The organism is Pseudomonas aphyarum, assembly GCF_028657055.1.
GTDB lineage: Bacteria > Pseudomonadota > Gammaproteobacteria > Pseudomonadales > Pseudomonadaceae > Aquipseudomonas > Aquipseudomonas aphyarum.
This window is the reverse complement of record NZ_JAMDGS010000008.1, coordinates 13,891-30,876: the sequence shown is the minus strand read 5'-3', so window position 1 is coordinate 30,876 and position 16,986 is coordinate 13,891. Positions and strand designations below refer to the sequence as shown.

The window sequence follows — 16,986 nt, the reverse complement described above, 5'->3', positions numbered from 1 at the left end:
CTTAAATCCACAACTTCTTGAAGTCACGACCGCCGAAGATCAGGTTGACCATCGCGCGGGTGACCATGATGGCCGTGAACATCGAAGTCAGAACCCCGAGGGACATGGTTACTGCGAAGCCCTTCACCGGGCCGGTGCCCATGGCGAAAAGGATGCCGCCGACCAGCAAGGTGGTCAGGTTGGCGTCGAGAATCGCAGTGAATGCCCGACCGAAGCCTTCGTTGATTGCACGCTGCACGGTCATGCCGGCGGCGATCTCTTCACGAATCCGCGAGAAGATCAGTACGTTGGCGTCGACCGCCATACCCATGGTCAACACGATACCGGCGATACCCGGCAGGGTCAGCGTGGCACCCAGCAGCGACATCAGCGCCAGCAGCAGCACCATGTTCACCGCCAGTGCAACGGTGGCGATCAGGCCGAAGAAACGGTAGATGGCGATGATGAACAGCGAGACGAACAGCATGCCCCACAGCGATGCATCGATACCCTTGGTGATGTTGTCCGCACCCAGGCTCGGGCCGATGGTGCGTTCTTCAGCGAAGTACATCGGAGCAGCCAGACCACCGGCACGCAGCAGCAGCGCCAGTTCGGACGACTCGCCCTGGCCGTTCAGGCCGGTGATACGGAATTGCGCACCCAGCGGCGACTGAATGGTCGCCAGGCTGATGATCTTCTTCTCTTCCTTGAAGGTCTGCACCGCGACGTCTTTCTCGACGCCATCGACCACTTGCTTGGTGTAAGTGGTGACCGGGCGCTGCTCGATGAAGATCACCGCCATGCTGCGACCGACGTTGCTGCGGGTTGCGCGGCTCATCAGCTCGCCACCGTGGCCATCCAGACGGATGTTCACTTCAGGCGTGCCGTGTTCGCCGAAACCGGCCTTGGCGTCAGTCACCTGGTCACCGGTGATGATCAGGCCACGTTCGATCTGGGCAGGAGGACGCTTGCCTTCGCGGAATTCGAAGGTCTCGGAAGTGGCTTTCGAAGCGCCCGGCTCTGCAGCCAGACGGAACTCGAGGTTGGCCGTCTTGCCGAGGATACGCTTGGCTTCGGCAGTGTCCTGTACGCCCGGCAGCTCAACCACGATACGGTTGGCGCCCTGACGCTGGACGATCGGTTCGGCAACACCCAGCTCGTTGACGCGGTTACGTACCGTGGTCAAGTTCTGCTTGATGGAGTATTCACGGATTTCCGCCAGCTTGGCCGGGGTCATCGCCAGACGCAGCACCGGTTGACCGTTGAGGTCGGCCGGAACAATGTCGAAATCGTTGAAATTCTTGCGGATCAGCGCACGGGCCTGTTCGCGGGAATCAGCATCGCTGAAGCCCAGCTGAATGGCGCCATTGAGTTGCGGCAGGCTGCGATAACGCAGTTTCTCTTTGCGCAACAGGCTCTTGACGTCGCCTTCGTAGACTTTCAGGCGGGCGTCGAGGGCTTTGTCCATGTCCACTTCCAGCAGGAAGTGCACACCACCGGACAAGTCCAGACCCAGCTTCATCGGGTGCGCGGCCACGCTGCGCAGCCATTGCGGGGTGGTTTGTGCCAGGTTCAGCGCGACGACGTAGTCATCACCCAATGCCTTGCGGACAACGTCCTTGGCCGGCAGCTGGTCTTCAGCCTTGGTCAGACGGATCAGACCGCCCTTGCCGTTCGCAGCCAGGCTCGAAGCCTTGACGTTGATCCCGGATTCCTTGAGCGCGGTGCTCACGCGATCCAGATCGGCCTGATTGACCTGCAGGGCCGTGCTGGCGCCGCTGATCTGAATGGCCGGGTCATCGGGGTATAGATTCGGAGCGGAATAAATCAGACCGATCGCCAGCACCGCCAGGATCAGAATGTATTTCCACAGAGGATATTTGTTCAGCATCACGCCGCCCGTTATGAACGCGGGGCGCCTTGCGCGCCCCGTCGATTGAGTAGAAGTTGGAACCTTAGATCGCTTTCAGCGTGCCTTTTGGCAGCGTGGCGGCGATGGCGCCCTTCTGGAACTTCATTTCCACGGTGTCGGAAACTTCCAGAACCACGAAGTCATCGGCCACTTTGGTGATCTTGCCGGCGATGCCGCCGGTGGTGACCACTTCGTCGCCCTTCTGCAGGCTGCTCAGCAGGTTCTTCTGCTCTTTGGCGCGCTTGGCCTGTGGACGCCAGATCATCAGGTAGAAGATAACCAGGAAGCCGACCAGGAAAATCCACTCGAAGCCGCCGCCCATAGGCGCTGCAGCCGGTGCAGCCGCGTCAGCCATGGCATTAGAGATAAAAAAGCTCATTTAGCACTCCAGTTGCAAATGTTGAATCTTGGGGTCAGAAAACTCAGTCCAAAGGCGGAACGGGAAGCCCGCGTTTGGCGTAGAAGGCATCGACAAAGGCGGCCAATGTACCCTGTTGAATAGCCTCGCGCAAACCAGCCATCAGCACCTGATAATGGCGCAAATTGTGGATGGTATTGAGCATGCTGCCGAGCATTTCGCCGCACTTGTCCAGATGATGCAGATAAGCGCGGGAGAAGTTCTGGCAGGTATAGCAATCGCAGGTCGGATCCAGAGGCGAATCATCATGGCGATGGAACGCGTTACGGATCTTCAGCACGCCTGTATCAATGAACAGATGCCCGTTGCGGGCATTACGGGTTGGCATCACGCAATCGAACATGTCCACACCGCGGCGCACACCCTCAACCAGATCTTCCGGTTTGCCAACGCCCATAAGGTAACGAGGTTTGTCAGCCGGCATCATGCCCGGCAGGTAGTCCAGCACCTTGATCATTTCGTGCTTGGGCTCGCCCACCGACAGACCGCCGATGGCCAGGCCGTCGAAACCGATCTTGTCCAGGCCTTCCAGCGAGCGCATGCGCAGGTCCTGGTGCATGCCGCCCTGAACGATGCCGAACAGCGCCGCCGTGTTGTCGCCATGGGCATTCTTCGAACGCTGGGCCCAGCGCAGCGACAGCTCCATGGACACACGGGCCACGTCTTCGTCAGCCGGGTACGGGGTGCATTCGTCGAAGATCATCACGATGTCCGAGCCCAGATCACGCTGGACCTGCATCGACTCTTCCGGGCCCATGAACACTTTCGAGCCGTCGACCGGGGAGGCGAAGGTCACGCCCTCCTCCTTGATCTTGCGCATGGCACCGAGACTGAACACCTGGAAACCGCCGGAGTCGGTCAGGATCGGGCCCTTCCACTGCATGAAATCGTGCAGGTCGCCGTGTTCCTTGATCACTTCGGTACCCGGGCGCAGCCACAGGTGGAAGGTGTTGCCCAGAATGATCTCCGCGCCGGTGGCGACGATGTCACGCGGCAACATGCCCTTGACCGTGCCGTAGGTGCCCACCGGCATGAAGGCCGGGGTCTCGACGGTGCCACGAGGGAAGGTCAGACGACCACGACGAGCCTTGCCATCGGTGGCAAGCAACTCGAAAGACATACGACAGGTGCGACTCATACGGATTCCTCTGGGCCGCGGGGGGCGGGATTACGGGTGATGAACATCGCATCACCGTAGCTGAAAAAGCGGTATCCGTTATCGACCGCGGCTTTGTAGGCAGCCATGGTTTCCGGATAACCGGCGAATGCCGAAACCAGCATCAACAGCGTGGATTCGGGCAAATGGAAATTGGTGACCAGGGCATCGACCACATGGAACGGCCGGCCCGGGAAGATAAAGATGTCGGTGTCGCCGCTGAACGGCTTGAGCACGCCATCGCGGGCGGCGCTTTCCAGCGAACGCACGCTGGTGGTGCCGACAGCGATGACTCGACCGCCGCGCTCACGGCAAGCGGCGACTGCATCGACCACGTCCTGACCGACCTCCAGCCATTCGCTGTGCATGTGGTGATCTTCGATCTTCTCGACGCGCACCGGCTGGAAGGTGCCAGCGCCGACGTGCAGCGTGACGAACGCAGTCTCGACGCCCTTGGCGGCGATCGCTTCCATCAGCGTCTGATCGAAATGCAGCCCGGCGGTCGGTGCCGCCACCGCGCCGAGCTTCTCGGCATACACGGTCTGATAGCGCTCGCGATCCGAACCTTCGTCCGGGCGGTCTATATAAGGAGGCAACGGCATGTGGCCGACGCGATCGAGCAGCGGCAGCACTTCTTCGGCAAACCCCAGCTCGAACAGCGCATCGTGACGCGCCAGCATCTCGGCTTCGCCGCCGCCGTCGATCAGGATCTTCGAACCCGGCTTCGGCGACTTGCTGGAACGCACATGGGCCAGCACGCGGTGGGAATCAAGCACGCGTTCGATGAGGATTTCCAGCTTGCCGCCGGACTCCTTCTGCCCGAACAGGCGCGCCGGAATCACCCGGGTATTGTTGAACACCATCAGATCGCCCGGGCGCAAATGCTCCAGCAGATCAGTGAATTGACGGTGTGCCAGGGCGCCGCTGACCCCATCCAGGGTCAACAGGCGACTACCGCGACGCTCGGCCAAAGGATGGCGGGCAATCAGCGAATCAGGAAGCTCGAAGGTAAAGTCAGCAACGCGCATGATGGGGTTCGTCTAGCAGGGCCGGAAAGTCTAGCGGAAATATCGAAAATTGACCATGAAACGTGATTGACCAACGGTAGGCACCTCTCTATACTTCGCCGCCATTGAGCCCTGATGGCGGAATTGGTAGACGCGGCGGATTCAAAATCCGTTTTCGAAAGGAGTGGGAGTTCGAGTCTCCCTCGGGGCACCAAAATTAAGAAAGGTCTTGCTTAGCAAGGCCTTTTTTTTCGCCTGCTGGAAAGTGCCGCTGGCTCTCCGGCGAGATCTCACACAGGTTCACCGCATGGAAACGTCACTGGAAACCGTCGCCCTGTTCTCCCTCAAACTCGCGTACGAGGAAGAAGGCTTGAGCCCGATTCTGCGCGATGACATGGTCATGGGCGACTATCAGAAAGACGTGTTCGAACTGCTGGTGCGCCGGGGTGATGTCGAGACGATCCAGTTCAAGATGAACGAGTGCCTGGCGCTGGCGATGGATGCGTTGGGTGGCGTCGAGAAACCGTTGGGGCGGGAACTGCACAAGTTGTCGACGGACTTCAGCCAGGCGCAGTCGCTGGAGCAGCTGGATCAGCCGCTCCTCGCGCTCAAGGGTTATTTGAAGGACATTCTTTAAGCTACGCAGATGAAGAAAGTGGCGCGCAGCTTCTATTTTGATATCTTGCCGTCCACTCGCTAGAGGCCGGTCAACCGCCTCATTTATCGCGCACTCGGGAATAAACCAAAATGGATGCTTTGCTGTGCTTGCTGGTAATGGCTGGAGCCTGGCTCTGGGTGGTGAAGCAACGGGGTGAGTGGAACCTGTTGCTGGCCAACCTTGCTGGCGCCGGAAGTGCCGTGGTTACCGGCATTGTGTTCACGCTGATTTACGACGCAGTCATTGGTACGTCGATGGCGACACCCAACCTGAATCGCAGTCTGGTGGTGTTCATCACCAGCGCGGGCGTTCTGGCGGGGGTATGGCTGTGGATTGCCAATCGCCGTCAACCCGAACATCCGGTTGCACGTCAGTTGCTCGGCGCGGTGTGTGGCCTGGCCGCCGGCATGGCCACCCTGATGTTTCTGGCAGTGAATTATTTCCCCCACTCGTGACTGGACGGCGTGACTGTTTGGCAGTCAGCGCCGAGCCTTCAACACCCGAATATCCGTCGCAAACCCATCCGCACCGACAATTTTCTTCCAGCCCACGTACTGAAACTCTCCCCGCTCATCGATGTAATCGCCCTTCTCCACCGACCTGCCGCCGACGATCGCCACGCGCTTTTCCTCACCACACCCGCCATCCGACGGCCGAACGGTGTAGATCACGTACGGCTTCACATATTGCGTGGCGCGAAAGTATTGGCCGCAGACTTCATCGACGGTAATCAGCATGGTTTTCAGGCGCGCTTCACCGTCCATGTCTTCGTGAAGTTTGAGGAAGGAGATTTCGCCGACATCGCTGTAGCCGAGTGAACGGGCGCGTTGGTATTCGGGGGAGTTCTGGTGGGCGATCCGGCCTTGCTCGGCGGCCTGGTTCAGTCTGTCGGCGAACTCGGCTTTGCCACGGGCAATCATCGCATCGGCCTCGGCCGCCACGTTTTCGCATTGAGCGAATTCCCGGGAGGCAAGGTATTGGGGAGGCAGATTTGGGCGGTGCTCATTCATGCTCCCCTGGCTGCTCTCCAGATCGCCCATCACCTCAAAGGCGCCGGGCACGCGACCGCTTTGGACGTCGGCCATTTTTTCCTGCATGCGCTGACAATTGGCGAGGTAATACTTCCAGCTGTTTTCCGGGTGTTCTTTCCAGGCGGCGAATGCCGGGGTCATGGCGCTGGCGAAAGTGATTGCACACAGCAGACGCAGAGCAGGGGCGACTTTTGACATGAGTAGTCCATTACCGGAATCAGGAAAGTGGCGCGAAGCTACTATTTTGTTATCTTGCCGTCCATCGTCAGGACTCACTCTGCGCGACGCACTGTTTTCAGGTTTAAGGAAAGGATCGAATGGAGTTTCTGCGTTTTCTGGCTTTTGTTGCGGCCTGGGGTTTCATGTGGCGCTGGGTGGTGAAAAACCGCGGCAGCTGGCATTTGTTTTACGGCCACCTGGTCGGTGCAGCGGGCGGTTTCATTGTTTCGATGGTGGTGCTGGCGATCACCTTTTCACTGTTCCCGTCGGCGCATCACTACGAAGCCGCGCAGACTGAAAACGTCATGGCACAGCAGGAAGCGGAGCCGACTTCGTTGCTACCGGAAGCCGAGGCGGTTGCAAGCCCCGCTGCGCTAAAAGACGCGCCGGCGTTTGCGGCTATCGAGCCGGACAACAAGCCCTCTCCAGCGGATTCCGCGTTGCTGCCGAACTACGCCAGTCGCGCGCCGAAGACGATGTCGGTGCAAACCGTGATCGACCAGAGTGACGATGAGGGGCGCAAGGCCCTGGCGGCGCTGAGCAAAAAACTGCGCGCCGATGCGCAGGGCGACAAGTCGATGCTCGCGTATGTCATGTGCAGCCCGTTCGTGACCAGCACCTTGCGCTTCCCCGCATCTGCCCGGTTTGCCGATAGTAAAAGCCTGGCGCCGCAACGCTTCAAGGATCAGGTTTACTCCTTCAGCAACACCGTTACCGCGCGGAACATGAATGGCGACGATGTGACGTACCGCTTCGACTGCTCCGTACAGGAACAGCCAAGAGTCGACGCGACACCTGCCGAATGGCGCCTGCTGGCGCTGAAGCTGGAAAAAGCACGCTCTTAAGCCTGGTTTAAGGGTTCGAGGCGCCGGCTGCGCTATCATCGCCGGCCTGTGCGCCTTGAGCTTTTCCCCCGATGCCTCCGACACCTGATGAACTGAGCCCGTTGCCTGCTGTTCTGGCCGGGCCGTTGCTGCGCCGACTGGAACCGACGCGCTTGGTGCTTTGGCTGGTCGGCAGCCGCGAACTGTCGTTGACCTTACGTCTGCAAGGCGTAGGAGACATTCCACTGGATGCGGGGAAATGTACGGTCATTCCTGTGGGCATCCGGGCGTTTGTTCACCTGATCGATGTTCCGCTGGAAACCGCCCTGCCCTGCGACACCCGCATCGACTACGACCTGTTGATCAATGGCCAGCAGCCGATCGCCGACTGGGCGCCACACCTGCTCTACGACAACGCCACCAGCCCGAACTTCGTCCTGCGCTCGCGCATCGACCAGTTGCTCCACGGCTCCTGCCGCAAGCCCCATCACCCGGCCGCCGACGGCCTGCTCTGCGTTGACCGGTTGCTGGCCGCCGAAACCGATCCGCAGCAACGCCCTGCCCTGCTGATGATGAGCGGTGATCAGGTCTACGCCGACGACGTGGCCGGCCCGATGCTGCGGGCGATTCATGCCCTGATCGAGCGCCTCGGTCTGTTCGGTGAGCACCTCGAAGGCGCGGTGGTCAGCGACAGCGCGAAACTCTACGAACACCCGGCCAGCTACTACCATCGCGCGGATTTGCTACCGGCACTGGAAAGTAACGAGACACTGCGCGAGCGCTTCTTCGGCGGTGCGCGCAAACCGATTTTCACCAGCAGCAGCGCCGACAATCACCTTGTGACGTTCGCCGAAGTCATGGCCATGTATTTGCTCGTGTGGTCGCCAACACCCTGGGCACTGGTCCATCCGCAGCCGCCGACACTGACGCCAGAACGCCTCAAGCGCTATGCCCTCGAGCAGACCCGCATCGACGGTTTCAAGGCCGGCCTCGGCCAGGTGGCCCGGGCATTGGCGCACTTGCCGAGCCTGATGATTTTCGATGACCACGACATCACCGACGACTGGAACCTGTCCGCGCAATGGGAGGAAACGGCCTACGGCCATCCGTTCTCCAAACGCATCATCGGCAACGCGCTGATCGCCTACATGTTGTGTCAGGGCTGGGGCAACAATCCGGATGCATTTAGCGCAGTGCTGGAGAAAACCCGAGGCCTGAGCGCCAGCGGCGATGACCGCTATCTCGACGCTCCCGTGCAGGACGGATTGATTGAGGAACTGCTGCGTTTTCAGCAATGGCATTTCGTATTGCCGACCAGCCCGGCGCTGGTGGTGCTCGACACCCGCACCCGACGCTGGCGCAGCGAGATGGCGCTCAAGCAGCCGTCGGGCCTGCTGGACTGGGAAGCCTTGAGCGAACTGCAGCAGGAACTGCTCGACCACCCTTCGGCGATCATCGTTTCGCCGGCACCGATCTTCGGTGTGAAGCTGATCGAAACCGTGCAGCGAGTGTTCAGCTGGTGCGGTTATCCACTGCTGGTCGACGCGGAAAACTGGATGGCCCATCGCGGCGCAGCTCAGGTGATCCTGAACATTTTCCGACACTCGCGTACACCGGGCAGCTACGTGGTGCTGTCAGGCGACGTGCATTATTCCTTCGTCTACGAAGTCTTGATCCGACATCGCAAGGCCGGCCCGCGCATCTGGCAGATCACCAGCAGCGGCATCAAGAACGAATTCCCGCCGACCCTGCTGGAATGGTTCGACCGCCTCAACCGCTGGCTCTACTCACCGCGCTCGCCGCTCAACTGGCTGACCAAACGCCGCCGCATGCGCATCGTCCCGTACGTGCCGGAACACGCCGAAGCGGGTGAACGGTTGTGGAATTCGGCGGGGATTGGTCAGGTGTTTTTCAATCGACAGGGACAGCCGAACGACATCATCCAGCACAACTCGAATGGCGCACCGAAGACCCGGATGCTGGCGCCGGATTTGTCGGACTACCCTGATTAGAAAAATCTCACGTAGAGCGCGAGAGAGATGGCAGGCTCGTCGGAATCAGATTACAGACGTCTCAGAAACGTCTCGATGAGACTTCGGTGATACTCAGCACCCCGCAGGCAGCCCGTCTGTGGCACAACCACGGGTAGGAGTCGCCTTGTCGCCCTGTACTCATTTCTGAACGTTCTTTGCATCAAGCGAGGTGTGAGATGGACACTATCAACTACACCACAGCTCGTGCGCACTTGGCTGAAACCATGGAACGCGTGAATGAAGACTGCGCCCCATTGTTGGTAACCCGTCAAAAAGGCGAGCCTGTAGTCATGATGTCTCTGGCCGAATACAACGCGCTGGAAGAAACGGCTTATCTGCTGCGTTCTCCGGCCAATGCCGAGCGCTTGATCAAATCGATTGGCGAAATGCGCGCTGGAAAAGCCAAAGTCAGGCAGCTGTTCGAAGAATAAAAATCCAGTTCACGCCAACGGGCTGAAAGACTACTTTATGGTTTCAGCAAAACGATAAGGCCGGTCTCAAACGAATCAATCTTCTGATCAAAGCGATCCAGCGCCAACCCTTTGAAGGCTTGGGTAAACCGGAGCCGCTCAAACACAACATGAGCGGCTTCTGGTCACGGCGGATAACTGCCGAGCATCGCCTGGTCTATGCAATCGTAGACGGCGAAATCTGCGTCATAACCTGCAGATTTCACTATTGACCGAGGGATCAGACATGGCTCAGGGAACGGCCCACCCCTCTGACAATCATCCCCACCTCCCGCTCATCAATCGTCAGCGGCGGCAGCAGCCGGATCATCTTGCCGCGAGTGACGTTGATCAGCAGTCCATGATCCCGCGCGGCAATCAGTGTCAGGTCGCGGATCGGCTGTTTCAGTTCGATGCCGATCATCAGCCCTTGCCCACGAATCGCCAGCACATTCGGATTGTCCGCGAGTTCTGCGCGCAAGCGGGTCAGCAGGCGCTCGCCCTGGACCCTGGCATTTTCCAGCAGGCCCTGTTCCTCGATGATCTCGAGCACGGTGCAACCCACCCGGCACGCCAGTGGATTGCCGCCGAAGGTGCTGCCGTGGCTGCCGGGGGTGAACAGATCCGCCGCCCGGCCCCGTGCCAGGCAGGCGCCGATCGGCACGCCGTTGCCCAGGCCCTTGGCGAGGGTCATGACGTCGGGAACGATGCCTTCGTGCTGGAACGCGAACCAGCGACCGGTGCGGCCGATGCCGGTCTGGATTTCGTCGAGCATCAGTAGCCAGGCGTGACGGTTGCACAATTCACGCAGGGCCTTGAGGTAGCCGGGCGGTGCCAGTTGCACGCCGCTTTCGCCCTGGATCGGCTCCACCAGAATCGCCACGATCCGCTGGCCATGTTTGCGCTGCACTTGCTCCAGCGCCTCAAGATCACCGAACGGCACTTTGACGAAATCCCCGGGCAAATCATTGAAGCCCAGCCGCACCGCCGGGCCATCGCTGGCGGACAAGGTGCCGAGGGTACGGCCATGAAACGCGTTGGCCATGACCACCACCAGCGGCTGTTCGATGCCTTTGCGCCAGCCGTACAGACGCGCCAGTTTCAGCGCGGTTTCGTTGGCCTCGGCACCGGAGTTGTTGAAGAACGCCCGCTCCATCCCCGCCAGCTGCGTCAGCTTGTGCGCCAGCGACTGTTGCCAGTCGATGCTGTAGAGATTGGAGGTGTGCAGCAGCAATCCCGCCTGCTCGCTGATCGCCGACACGATGCGCGGGTGCGAGTGGCCGACATTGGTCACCGCCACGCCCGCCACCGCATCCAGATACTCGCGGCCCGCCTGATCCCAGAGTCGGGTGCCCAGGCCTTTGATGAAGCTCAAGTCCAGCGATTGGTAGGTGTTCATCAGGGCGGCGGTCATGTCGGCAAACTCCAGCGAGGTGAGATGCTGGCAGTATGGTTATCCACCTGAACTGGATAAACTCGGCAAAACTTCAATCATTTAAAAGCCGGGCTTGATAATGGATTTGTTCCAGTCGATGAGCGTGTACGTCAAGGTTGTGGAGTCCGGCAGCATGACGGCGGCCGCGCTGCAGTGCGAAATGTCCACGACCATGGTGGGCAATCACCTGCGGGCGCTGGAGCAACGACTCGGTGTGCAATTGCTGCAACGCACCACCCGCCGTCAGCGGCTGACCGAGTTCGGCAGCGTTTACTACCAGCGCTGCCTGGAGGTGTTAGGCCTGGTCGCCGACTCCGAACGCCTCGCCGAGCAGACGCTCGATGAACCGCGCGGGATTTTGCGGGTTACCGCGCCGCTGACTTTTGGCGTTGAACGCCTGGCCCCGGCGCTCAGTGAGTTTTCCCTGCAATGTCCGCAGGTCAAACTCGACGTGATCCTGACCAACCGCCGCCCGGATCTGCTGGAAAGCGGTCTCGACGTGGCCTTCCGACTGGGCCACTTCGACCAGTCCAACCTGATCGCCCGCCCCCTGATCGACTACACCCTGACCGTCTGCGCCTCTCCGGAGTACGTGGCCCGACGTGGCATGCCGCTCACGCCTGAGGAACTGCGCCAGCACGATTGCCTGTCCTTCGCCTACCCCGCCGGTGACGACTGGCAATCGGTGGAAAAACAGTGGCGCCTCAGCGGCCCGGACGGAGAAATCATGGTCGACGTCAAAGGCCCGATGCTGATCAACAGCTCCGCCGGCCTGCATCAGGCCGCGCGCACCGGCATGGGCATCGTGATGCTCCCGGACGCATTGGTGGAACAGGACCTGCGCGACGGCAGACTGGTCGTGGTGATGCCGGACTACCAGCCGCCGAACCGCCCGATGCATCTGCTCTACGCGCCGGATCGCTACCGACTGCCGAAACTGCGTCGCTTCGTCGAGTTCGCCATGCAGATGTGGGGCAGGCCCTGATCGGACTGAAAAGCCGACGATCGCTTGGGCACAGGCTATGATTCAGCTCTCCTTTTCAGCATGGATGCTGCGCAATGCTCACGATTCTGCAAAACACTCCGATCCGGGTTTACCTGATTTTTCTGCTGCTGGTTTATTTCGGCATCAAGGCGTTCTCCCCCCGCCGCGAAAGCCGTGCCTCGATGCTGATAACACCCCCGGCGTTTTTGGCGTGGTCGCTGTACTCCCTGAACCTGTCGATCAATCCGGCCTTGTTTTTCAGCACCTGGTTCGCCGCGCTGTTGCTGGGCGGTCTCTCGGCCTGGCTGGTGTTCTCTCGGCGGGGCGTGGTACTCGACGACTCAGCGAAAGGGCTGATCATGCCGGGTACGGTAAAAATCCTGATCATGTACCTGATGTTCTTTTCCGCGAACTACTACTTCGGTTACCAGAATGACGTGAATCCGGAGCTCTCCGCTTCTCCGGACATGCTGCTGCTCAAGGCCGGCATTTCGGGTTTCATGTGCGGCCTGATCAGCACTCGTTCGCTGAAGCTCTACTGGACGCTGCGTGGCCTGACGTCCCGGCGGTTGCCGGTAAATGCCGTCGCCAATGAATAACCCAGGGCGCTCGCGGCGCCTGGTTGCCCATCACAAATCATCCGGATAAATAATCGGCACCGCCGGCCCCTTGCTCCGTGACAACGCCGCCGCGCTCCCCTAAATTAGTCGGCCTGAAAAAGCCCCCAGCGCTTTCTCGTCTCATCTCAAGTTAAAAAAGTAGTGAAATTTCAATGTCCGATTTCAACACCGCTGAATCCGTAGTCACTCTGTCGTCCAAAGCGGAATACGAAAACTCCATCAATCTTTCACAACACATCCCACAGGCGAAGATCATCAGCGAGATGGTGCTGGACGCGTTCCAGTCGAGCCGCGAGAGCGATCAGATCCGCGAACTGCGCGCCGCGATCCGTCAGGCCCACGACCGCTTCGATGACGACCAGGCGTACGAGCTGATGGGCGAACTCAAGCGTCTGAAGGACGCCGAGGCCGCCGACATCGCCGCCCTCGAAGACCTCAGCAGCAAGTTTCCGATCAGCCGCATCCTGTCGAGCTTCAAGGACGATCCGGCGTTCCAGGAAATCGTCTACGGCCTGGCCCTCAAGGTGCTGAACCAGACCCATCAAGCGATCAGCAGCCCGAGCGGCGGCAAGAGCAAGGCCGCACGCGCCAAGAAAGACGTCGAAGTGTTCAGCATCAGCAAGGACGGCATCAGCGTGACCCTGCCGCTGCGCACACCGCGTTCGCGCCTGAGCGTGGATCGCGAGGCGCTGGAGTTCCTCGGTTTCACCTTCGTCGGTGAAGGCGACGAAGCAGAAATCGAAGGCGAAACCTTCGTCGACAACGCCGGCACCGAGCACGCAATCAACCGCAAAAACATCATCACCGCGCTGCAACAGCAGACCGCGTTCGACGGTTACAGCATCGCCGCCCAGTAATACCGGCGCCGACAAAAAAGCCCCGCTCTGAATTTCAGGCGGGGCTTTTTGTTGTGCGGCTTTCAGCGATTACGCCGAAGGATGCACTGCGGCGATCATATCGACTTCGATGGCTGCGTTTTTCGGCAACTGATAGACGCCGACGGTAGTGCGGGTATGGCGCCCGACATCGCCCAACACATAACTGAATACATCCGACGCGCCGTTGGCGACTTCGCTGAGGTCAACGAAATCCGGCGTGGATTTCACGTACACCGTGACCCGCAACAACGACCTGACCTTGTCCAGCGAACCGACTGCATCGACGATAAAGGCCAGACAACGCATCGCGCTGATACTCGCCGCGGCCTGCGCATCCTTGAGTGTCAGCTCCTGCCCCACCCGCCCCGGATACTGAATCTTGCCCTCGGTGCGCGGCACCATGCCGCTGATGTAAATCTCGTCGTGATGACGGATCAACGGCGCGTAATTGCCACCCACTGTGTTCTCACCGTTGATGTCGTAATTCAGCTCTTTTGCCAGGGCAATGAAGCGCTCGTCGCAGGTCATCCTCTCAGTCATTTCGCCCAGCCTCTTAATCGATGCATGAAAACCGCAGATTACGACAGTCGAGCGCCGAACAGTGCATGGCGCCATAACTGACAGGGTTGGATCCAAATCTAGGTCTTTTGCGAGTACACCGCAACCCGTGGCTGCTACAACGAAAAAGCCCCGCACGACATAAACCGTGCGGGGCTTTATTTAGACTTGGAAATGACTTTAAACAGCGCTTAATCGCTCGACCATGTCAGGGAATTTTTCCACCAAACGGATCAGCAAGGCAGCCTGAGCGTTGGGCTTTGATTTCTCCTGCTCCCAGTTTCTAAGGGTGCTTGGGCTTGTCCTGATTCGCCTAGCAAAAACCGCCTGTGACATGTGCAGTTTTTCCCGTAGCGCTACGATTTCCTGAGCACCGACTTCGGGCGCTGGTTTGTCCTCGAGTGTCGTATTACGTAGCGTGATTTTTCCTTCGCGTTGAGCCGCCATCTCATCAACGCCCTGCATCAATTCTGCAAACAGGTCGCGTTTTTTCATGGGGTACCTCGTGTTTTCAACTCTTTCTCTATAGCTCCCTTGAGCGCCTTCTCTTGCTCGGCGGTCAAATTCTCAAGCTCATCTTTGTCATAAATCGCAAACATCCAGAACTGGCCATCATTCATAAGCCAATAATAGATAACTCGCAAGCCGCCTCGCCTGCCCTTGCCACGACGAACATCAACCCAACGCAATTTTCGGAAGCCGCCAGTTCGTGGCATGACATCGCCCGCATGCGGATTGCTTTGCATGTAGGTCTGCAGCTCACGATATTCGTCGTCCGTGAGGTAATGACCCAGGTTTGCGGTGAATAGTGTGGTTTCAAAGAATACTGTTCTCATTCAAAAACTATAAGCAAATTGCCTATAGCTGAACAATAAACACCTTTCGCGGCGAATAAACAATCCTCAACAAAAAACCCCGCTCATCTCTCGATGAACGGGGTTTCTCGTACAACGTTCGAACCTTACGGCGCGTACGTCAGCAACAGCTCGGTCGGCACCTTGAAGTCCAGGGACATCATGACGCTCAGCGCGGTGATGGTGAAGATCGAGAACACGAACAGCTTGCGTGCCCAGACCGTGTCATCCACCGCCTTGTAGCCGGTCCAGGCCATGTACAGCCAGTACATGCCCATGGCCGCGGCGACGGCGAGGTAGCTCATGCCGGCGTAACCGCTGAAGGTCAGCATCAAGGTCGCCACGAGGAAGGCCAGGATGTAGAGCAGGATGTGCTTCTTGGCCACCTGGATTCCGCGCTTCACTGGCAGCACCGGGATCGATGCGGCCAGGTAATCGTTGAAGCGGAAGATTGCGATGGCGTAGGAATGCGGCATCTGCCACAGGCTGAACATCACCAGCAGGGTCAGCGCGGCCATGTCGAAGCTGTTGGTCACGGCCACGTAACCGATCACCGGCGGCATGGCGCCCGACAGACTGCCCACCAGCGTGCCGTGAACCGACTTGCGCTTGAGGTACAGACTGTAGAAGCCGACGTAGATGATGAAGCCGATCACGGCGAACAGGGCAGCCAACGGGTTGGCCACCTTGTACAGCAACGCAACGCCGGCGACACCCAGGACGGTCGCATAGACCAGGGCCAGTTTCAGGGAGATCAAGCCCTGGACCAGCACCCGGTTCTTGGTGCGTTCCATCTTCAGGTCGATGTCGCGGTCGATGCAGTTGTTGAACACGCAACCGGAGGCCACAACCAGGGAAGTGCCGATCATGGCTGCCAGAAACACGGCCAGATCGACATGCCCTTTCGAGGCCAGGAAGAACCCGCCTGCCACAGAAAGCACGTTACCGAAAATGATCCCCGGTTTGGTGATTTGGATAAAGTGCTTGAGCGACATCGGGTTTACCTCACTTCGCCATCATGTAGGTGTGGATGCTGAACATGATCCACAGCGACAGACCGACCAGCAGCACGATCACGATGGCCGTAAAGACGAACGCAATCACGTTGTTACGTTGAGCGATGGAACGGTCCAGGTGCAGGAAGTAATACAGGTGAACGATCACCTGGATCACGGCGAACAGCAGGACGATTGCCAGCGTCGTCGACTTCGGCAGGGTCGGGAACATCACCAGGCCGAACGGGATGACGGTCAGGATTACCGACAGGATGAAGCCAATGGCGTACGACTTGACGCTGCCGTGGCCAGCATCGTGGCTGTCATGGGAGTGTGCATTAGCCATTACAGGGTCCCCATCAGGTAAACAACGGTGAATACGCAGATCCACACCACGTCCAGGAAGTGCCAGAACAGGCTCAGGCAGCTCAGACGGGTCTTGTTGGTCGCCGTCAGGCCGTGCTTGTTGACCTGGTACATCATGATGCCCATCCAGATCAGACCGGCGGACACGTGCAGACCGTGGGTACCGACCAGCGTGAAGAACGCCGACAGGAAGCCCGAACGGCTAGGACCGAAGCCCTCGGAGATCAGCAGGTGGAACTCGTTGATCTCCATGGCGATGAAGCCTGCGCCGAGCAGGAAGGTCATGAACAACCAGCCCAGAACCTGCTGCTTTTTACCTTTGTACAACGCCAGCATGGCGAAGCCGTAGGTGATCGAGCTGAACAACAGCAGAGCGGTTTCGCCCAGCACGTATGGCAGTTCGAAGATGTCGTGGCCCGACGGGCCACCGGCGACGTTGTTTACCAGTACCGCGTACACCGCGAAGATCGACGCAAACAGAATGCAGTCGGTCATCAGGTAGAGCCAGAAACCGTATACGGTCATCTCGCCCGAGTCGTGGTGATGGTCATCGTGCCCATGGTCATGACCATGGGCGTGTCCAGCATTGGTCACTAAGTTCGACATTGT

At 59.2% G+C, this 16,986-nt stretch carries 20 protein-coding genes, 1 tRNA gene and 1 pseudogene; 10 read left to right on the top strand and 12 right to left on the bottom strand.

Annotated elements, in window-relative coordinates; genetic code table 11:
• Position 1: 1 nt before the first annotated feature.
• The 4 genes from secD to queA all read right to left on the bottom strand — a co-directional run bounded on the left by secD (position 2) and on the right by queA (position 4,493).
• Positions 2-1,870: a protein translocase subunit SecD gene (gene secD / locus M5G18_RS12520; protein ID WP_007956695.1), complete on the bottom strand. Its 1,869-nt coding sequence runs from the start codon at positions 1,868-1,870 to the stop codon at positions 2-4.
• 64 nt (positions 1,871-1,934) lie between these two features.
• Positions 1,935-2,270, bottom strand: coding sequence for a preprotein translocase subunit YajC (gene yajC / locus M5G18_RS12515; RefSeq protein WP_007956696.1), 336 nt, complete (start codon positions 2,268-2,270; stop codon positions 1,935-1,937).
• 43 nt (positions 2,271-2,313) lie between these two features.
• Positions 2,314-3,429, bottom strand: coding sequence for a tRNA guanosine(34) transglycosylase Tgt (tgt, locus tag M5G18_RS12510; RefSeq protein WP_161794909.1), 1,116 nt, complete (start codon positions 3,427-3,429; stop codon positions 2,314-2,316).
• A gap of 14 nt (positions 3,430-3,443) precedes the next feature.
• A complete protein-coding gene (queA, locus tag M5G18_RS12505; RefSeq protein WP_207983870.1) occupies positions 3,444-4,493 on the bottom strand; it encodes a tRNA preQ1(34) S-adenosylmethionine ribosyltransferase-isomerase QueA in 1,050 nt (349 codons plus the stop codon).
• A 108-nt stretch (positions 4,494-4,601) separates the two neighbouring features.
• On the opposite strand from queA, the gene M5G18_RS12500 reads away from it, so the two are divergent.
• The 3 genes from M5G18_RS12500 to M5G18_RS12490 all read left to right on the top strand — a co-directional run bounded on the left by M5G18_RS12500 (position 4,602) and on the right by M5G18_RS12490 (position 5,585).
• A tRNA-Leu gene (locus tag M5G18_RS12500) sits at positions 4,602-4,686 on the top strand.
• Between the two features lie 93 nt (positions 4,687-4,779).
• Positions 4,780-5,109 carry a hypothetical protein gene (locus tag M5G18_RS12495; protein ID WP_007956700.1) on the top strand — a complete coding sequence of 110 codons (330 nt, stop codon included), beginning with the start codon at positions 4,780-4,782 and terminating at the stop codon, positions 5,107-5,109.
• Between the two features lie 110 nt (positions 5,110-5,219).
• On the top strand, positions 5,220-5,585 hold the full coding sequence (locus tag M5G18_RS12490; protein WP_273898766.1) for a hypothetical protein: 366 nt from the start codon (positions 5,220-5,222) through the stop codon (positions 5,583-5,585).
• Between the two features lie 24 nt (positions 5,586-5,609).
• Here the strand turns inward: M5G18_RS12490 and M5G18_RS12485 are convergent, their stop codons facing one another.
• Positions 5,610-6,359 (bottom strand): hypothetical protein, encoded by a 750-nt coding sequence (locus M5G18_RS12485; protein WP_273898764.1) that lies wholly within the window; start codon positions 6,357-6,359, stop codon positions 5,610-5,612.
• A 119-nt stretch (positions 6,360-6,478) separates the two neighbouring features.
• Between M5G18_RS12485 and M5G18_RS12480 the strand changes: the two genes are divergently transcribed.
• The 4 genes and pseudogenes from M5G18_RS12480 (at position 6,479) to M5G18_RS12465 (ending at position 9,919) form a co-directional block, all read left to right on the top strand.
• Positions 6,479-7,225: a hypothetical protein gene (locus M5G18_RS12480; RefSeq protein ID WP_273898762.1), complete on the top strand. Its 747-nt coding sequence runs from the start codon at positions 6,479-6,481 to the stop codon at positions 7,223-7,225.
• 71 nt (positions 7,226-7,296) lie between these two features.
• On the top strand, positions 7,297-9,216 hold the full coding sequence (locus tag M5G18_RS12475; protein ID WP_273898761.1) for an alkaline phosphatase D family protein: 1,920 nt from the start codon (positions 7,297-7,299) through the stop codon (positions 9,214-9,216).
• A gap of 197 nt (positions 9,217-9,413) precedes the next feature.
• Positions 9,414-9,668 carry a type II toxin-antitoxin system Phd/YefM family antitoxin gene (locus M5G18_RS12470; RefSeq protein ID WP_085684641.1) on the top strand — a complete coding sequence of 85 codons (255 nt, stop codon included), beginning with the start codon at positions 9,414-9,416 and terminating at the stop codon, positions 9,666-9,668.
• Positions 9,665-9,919, top strand: a pseudogene (locus M5G18_RS12465) (Txe/YoeB family addiction module toxin). The gene M5G18_RS12470 and the pseudogene M5G18_RS12465 overlap by 4 nt, the downstream one beginning before the upstream one ends.
• An 8-nt stretch (positions 9,920-9,927) precedes the next feature.
• Here M5G18_RS12465 and M5G18_RS12460 read toward each other — a convergent pair.
• Positions 9,928-11,100, bottom strand: coding sequence for an aspartate aminotransferase family protein (locus M5G18_RS12460; protein ID WP_273898759.1), 1,173 nt, complete (start codon positions 11,098-11,100; stop codon positions 9,928-9,930).
• Between the two features lie 100 nt (positions 11,101-11,200).
• Between M5G18_RS12460 and M5G18_RS12455 the strand changes: the two genes are divergently transcribed.
• From M5G18_RS12455 to M5G18_RS12445, 3 genes are all read left to right on the top strand, one after another.
• Positions 11,201-12,106: a LysR family transcriptional regulator gene (locus M5G18_RS12455; protein ID WP_007956710.1), complete on the top strand. Its 906-nt coding sequence runs from the start codon at positions 11,201-11,203 to the stop codon at positions 12,104-12,106.
• A 74-nt stretch (positions 12,107-12,180) separates the two neighbouring features.
• Positions 12,181-12,705, top strand: a complete 525-nt coding sequence (locus M5G18_RS12450) for a DUF6622 family protein (RefSeq protein WP_273898756.1) — start codon at positions 12,181-12,183, stop codon at positions 12,703-12,705.
• Positions 12,706-12,878: 173 nt separating this feature from the next.
• Positions 12,879-13,583 (top strand): hypothetical protein, encoded by a 705-nt coding sequence (locus M5G18_RS12445; RefSeq protein ID WP_192562337.1) that lies wholly within the window; start codon positions 12,879-12,881, stop codon positions 13,581-13,583.
• 69 nt (positions 13,584-13,652) lie between these two features.
• Here M5G18_RS12445 and M5G18_RS12440 read toward each other — a convergent pair whose 3' ends face one another.
• The 6 genes from M5G18_RS12440 to M5G18_RS12415 form a co-directional block, all read right to left on the bottom strand.
• Entirely contained in the window at positions 13,653-14,144 is a 492-nt protein-coding gene (locus M5G18_RS12440) for a RidA family protein (RefSeq protein ID WP_007956714.1), read from the bottom strand.
• A 198-nt stretch (positions 14,145-14,342) separates the two neighbouring features.
• Entirely contained in the window at positions 14,343-14,657 is a 315-nt protein-coding gene (locus M5G18_RS12435; RefSeq protein ID WP_007956715.1) for a helix-turn-helix domain-containing protein, read from the bottom strand.
• Entirely contained in the window at positions 14,654-14,998 is a 345-nt protein-coding gene (locus M5G18_RS12430) for a toxin (protein WP_065261338.1), read from the bottom strand. The genes M5G18_RS12435 and M5G18_RS12430 overlap by 4 nt, the downstream gene beginning before the upstream one ends.
• A gap of 125 nt (positions 14,999-15,123) precedes the next feature.
• Positions 15,124-16,011, bottom strand: a complete 888-nt coding sequence (gene cyoE / locus M5G18_RS12425; RefSeq protein WP_085668163.1) for a heme o synthase — start codon at positions 16,009-16,011, stop codon at positions 15,124-15,126.
• A 10-nt stretch (positions 16,012-16,021) separates the two neighbouring features.
• Positions 16,022-16,357 carry a cytochrome o ubiquinol oxidase subunit IV gene (gene cyoD / locus M5G18_RS12420; protein WP_007956718.1) on the bottom strand — a complete coding sequence of 112 codons (336 nt, stop codon included), beginning with the start codon at positions 16,355-16,357 and terminating at the stop codon, positions 16,022-16,024.
• Positions 16,357-16,983, bottom strand: a complete 627-nt coding sequence (locus M5G18_RS12415; protein WP_007956720.1) for a cytochrome o ubiquinol oxidase subunit III — start codon at positions 16,981-16,983, stop codon at positions 16,357-16,359. Before M5G18_RS12415 ends, cyoD begins: the two co-directional genes overlap by 1 nt.
• Between the last annotated feature and the right edge of the window lie 3 nt (positions 16,984-16,986).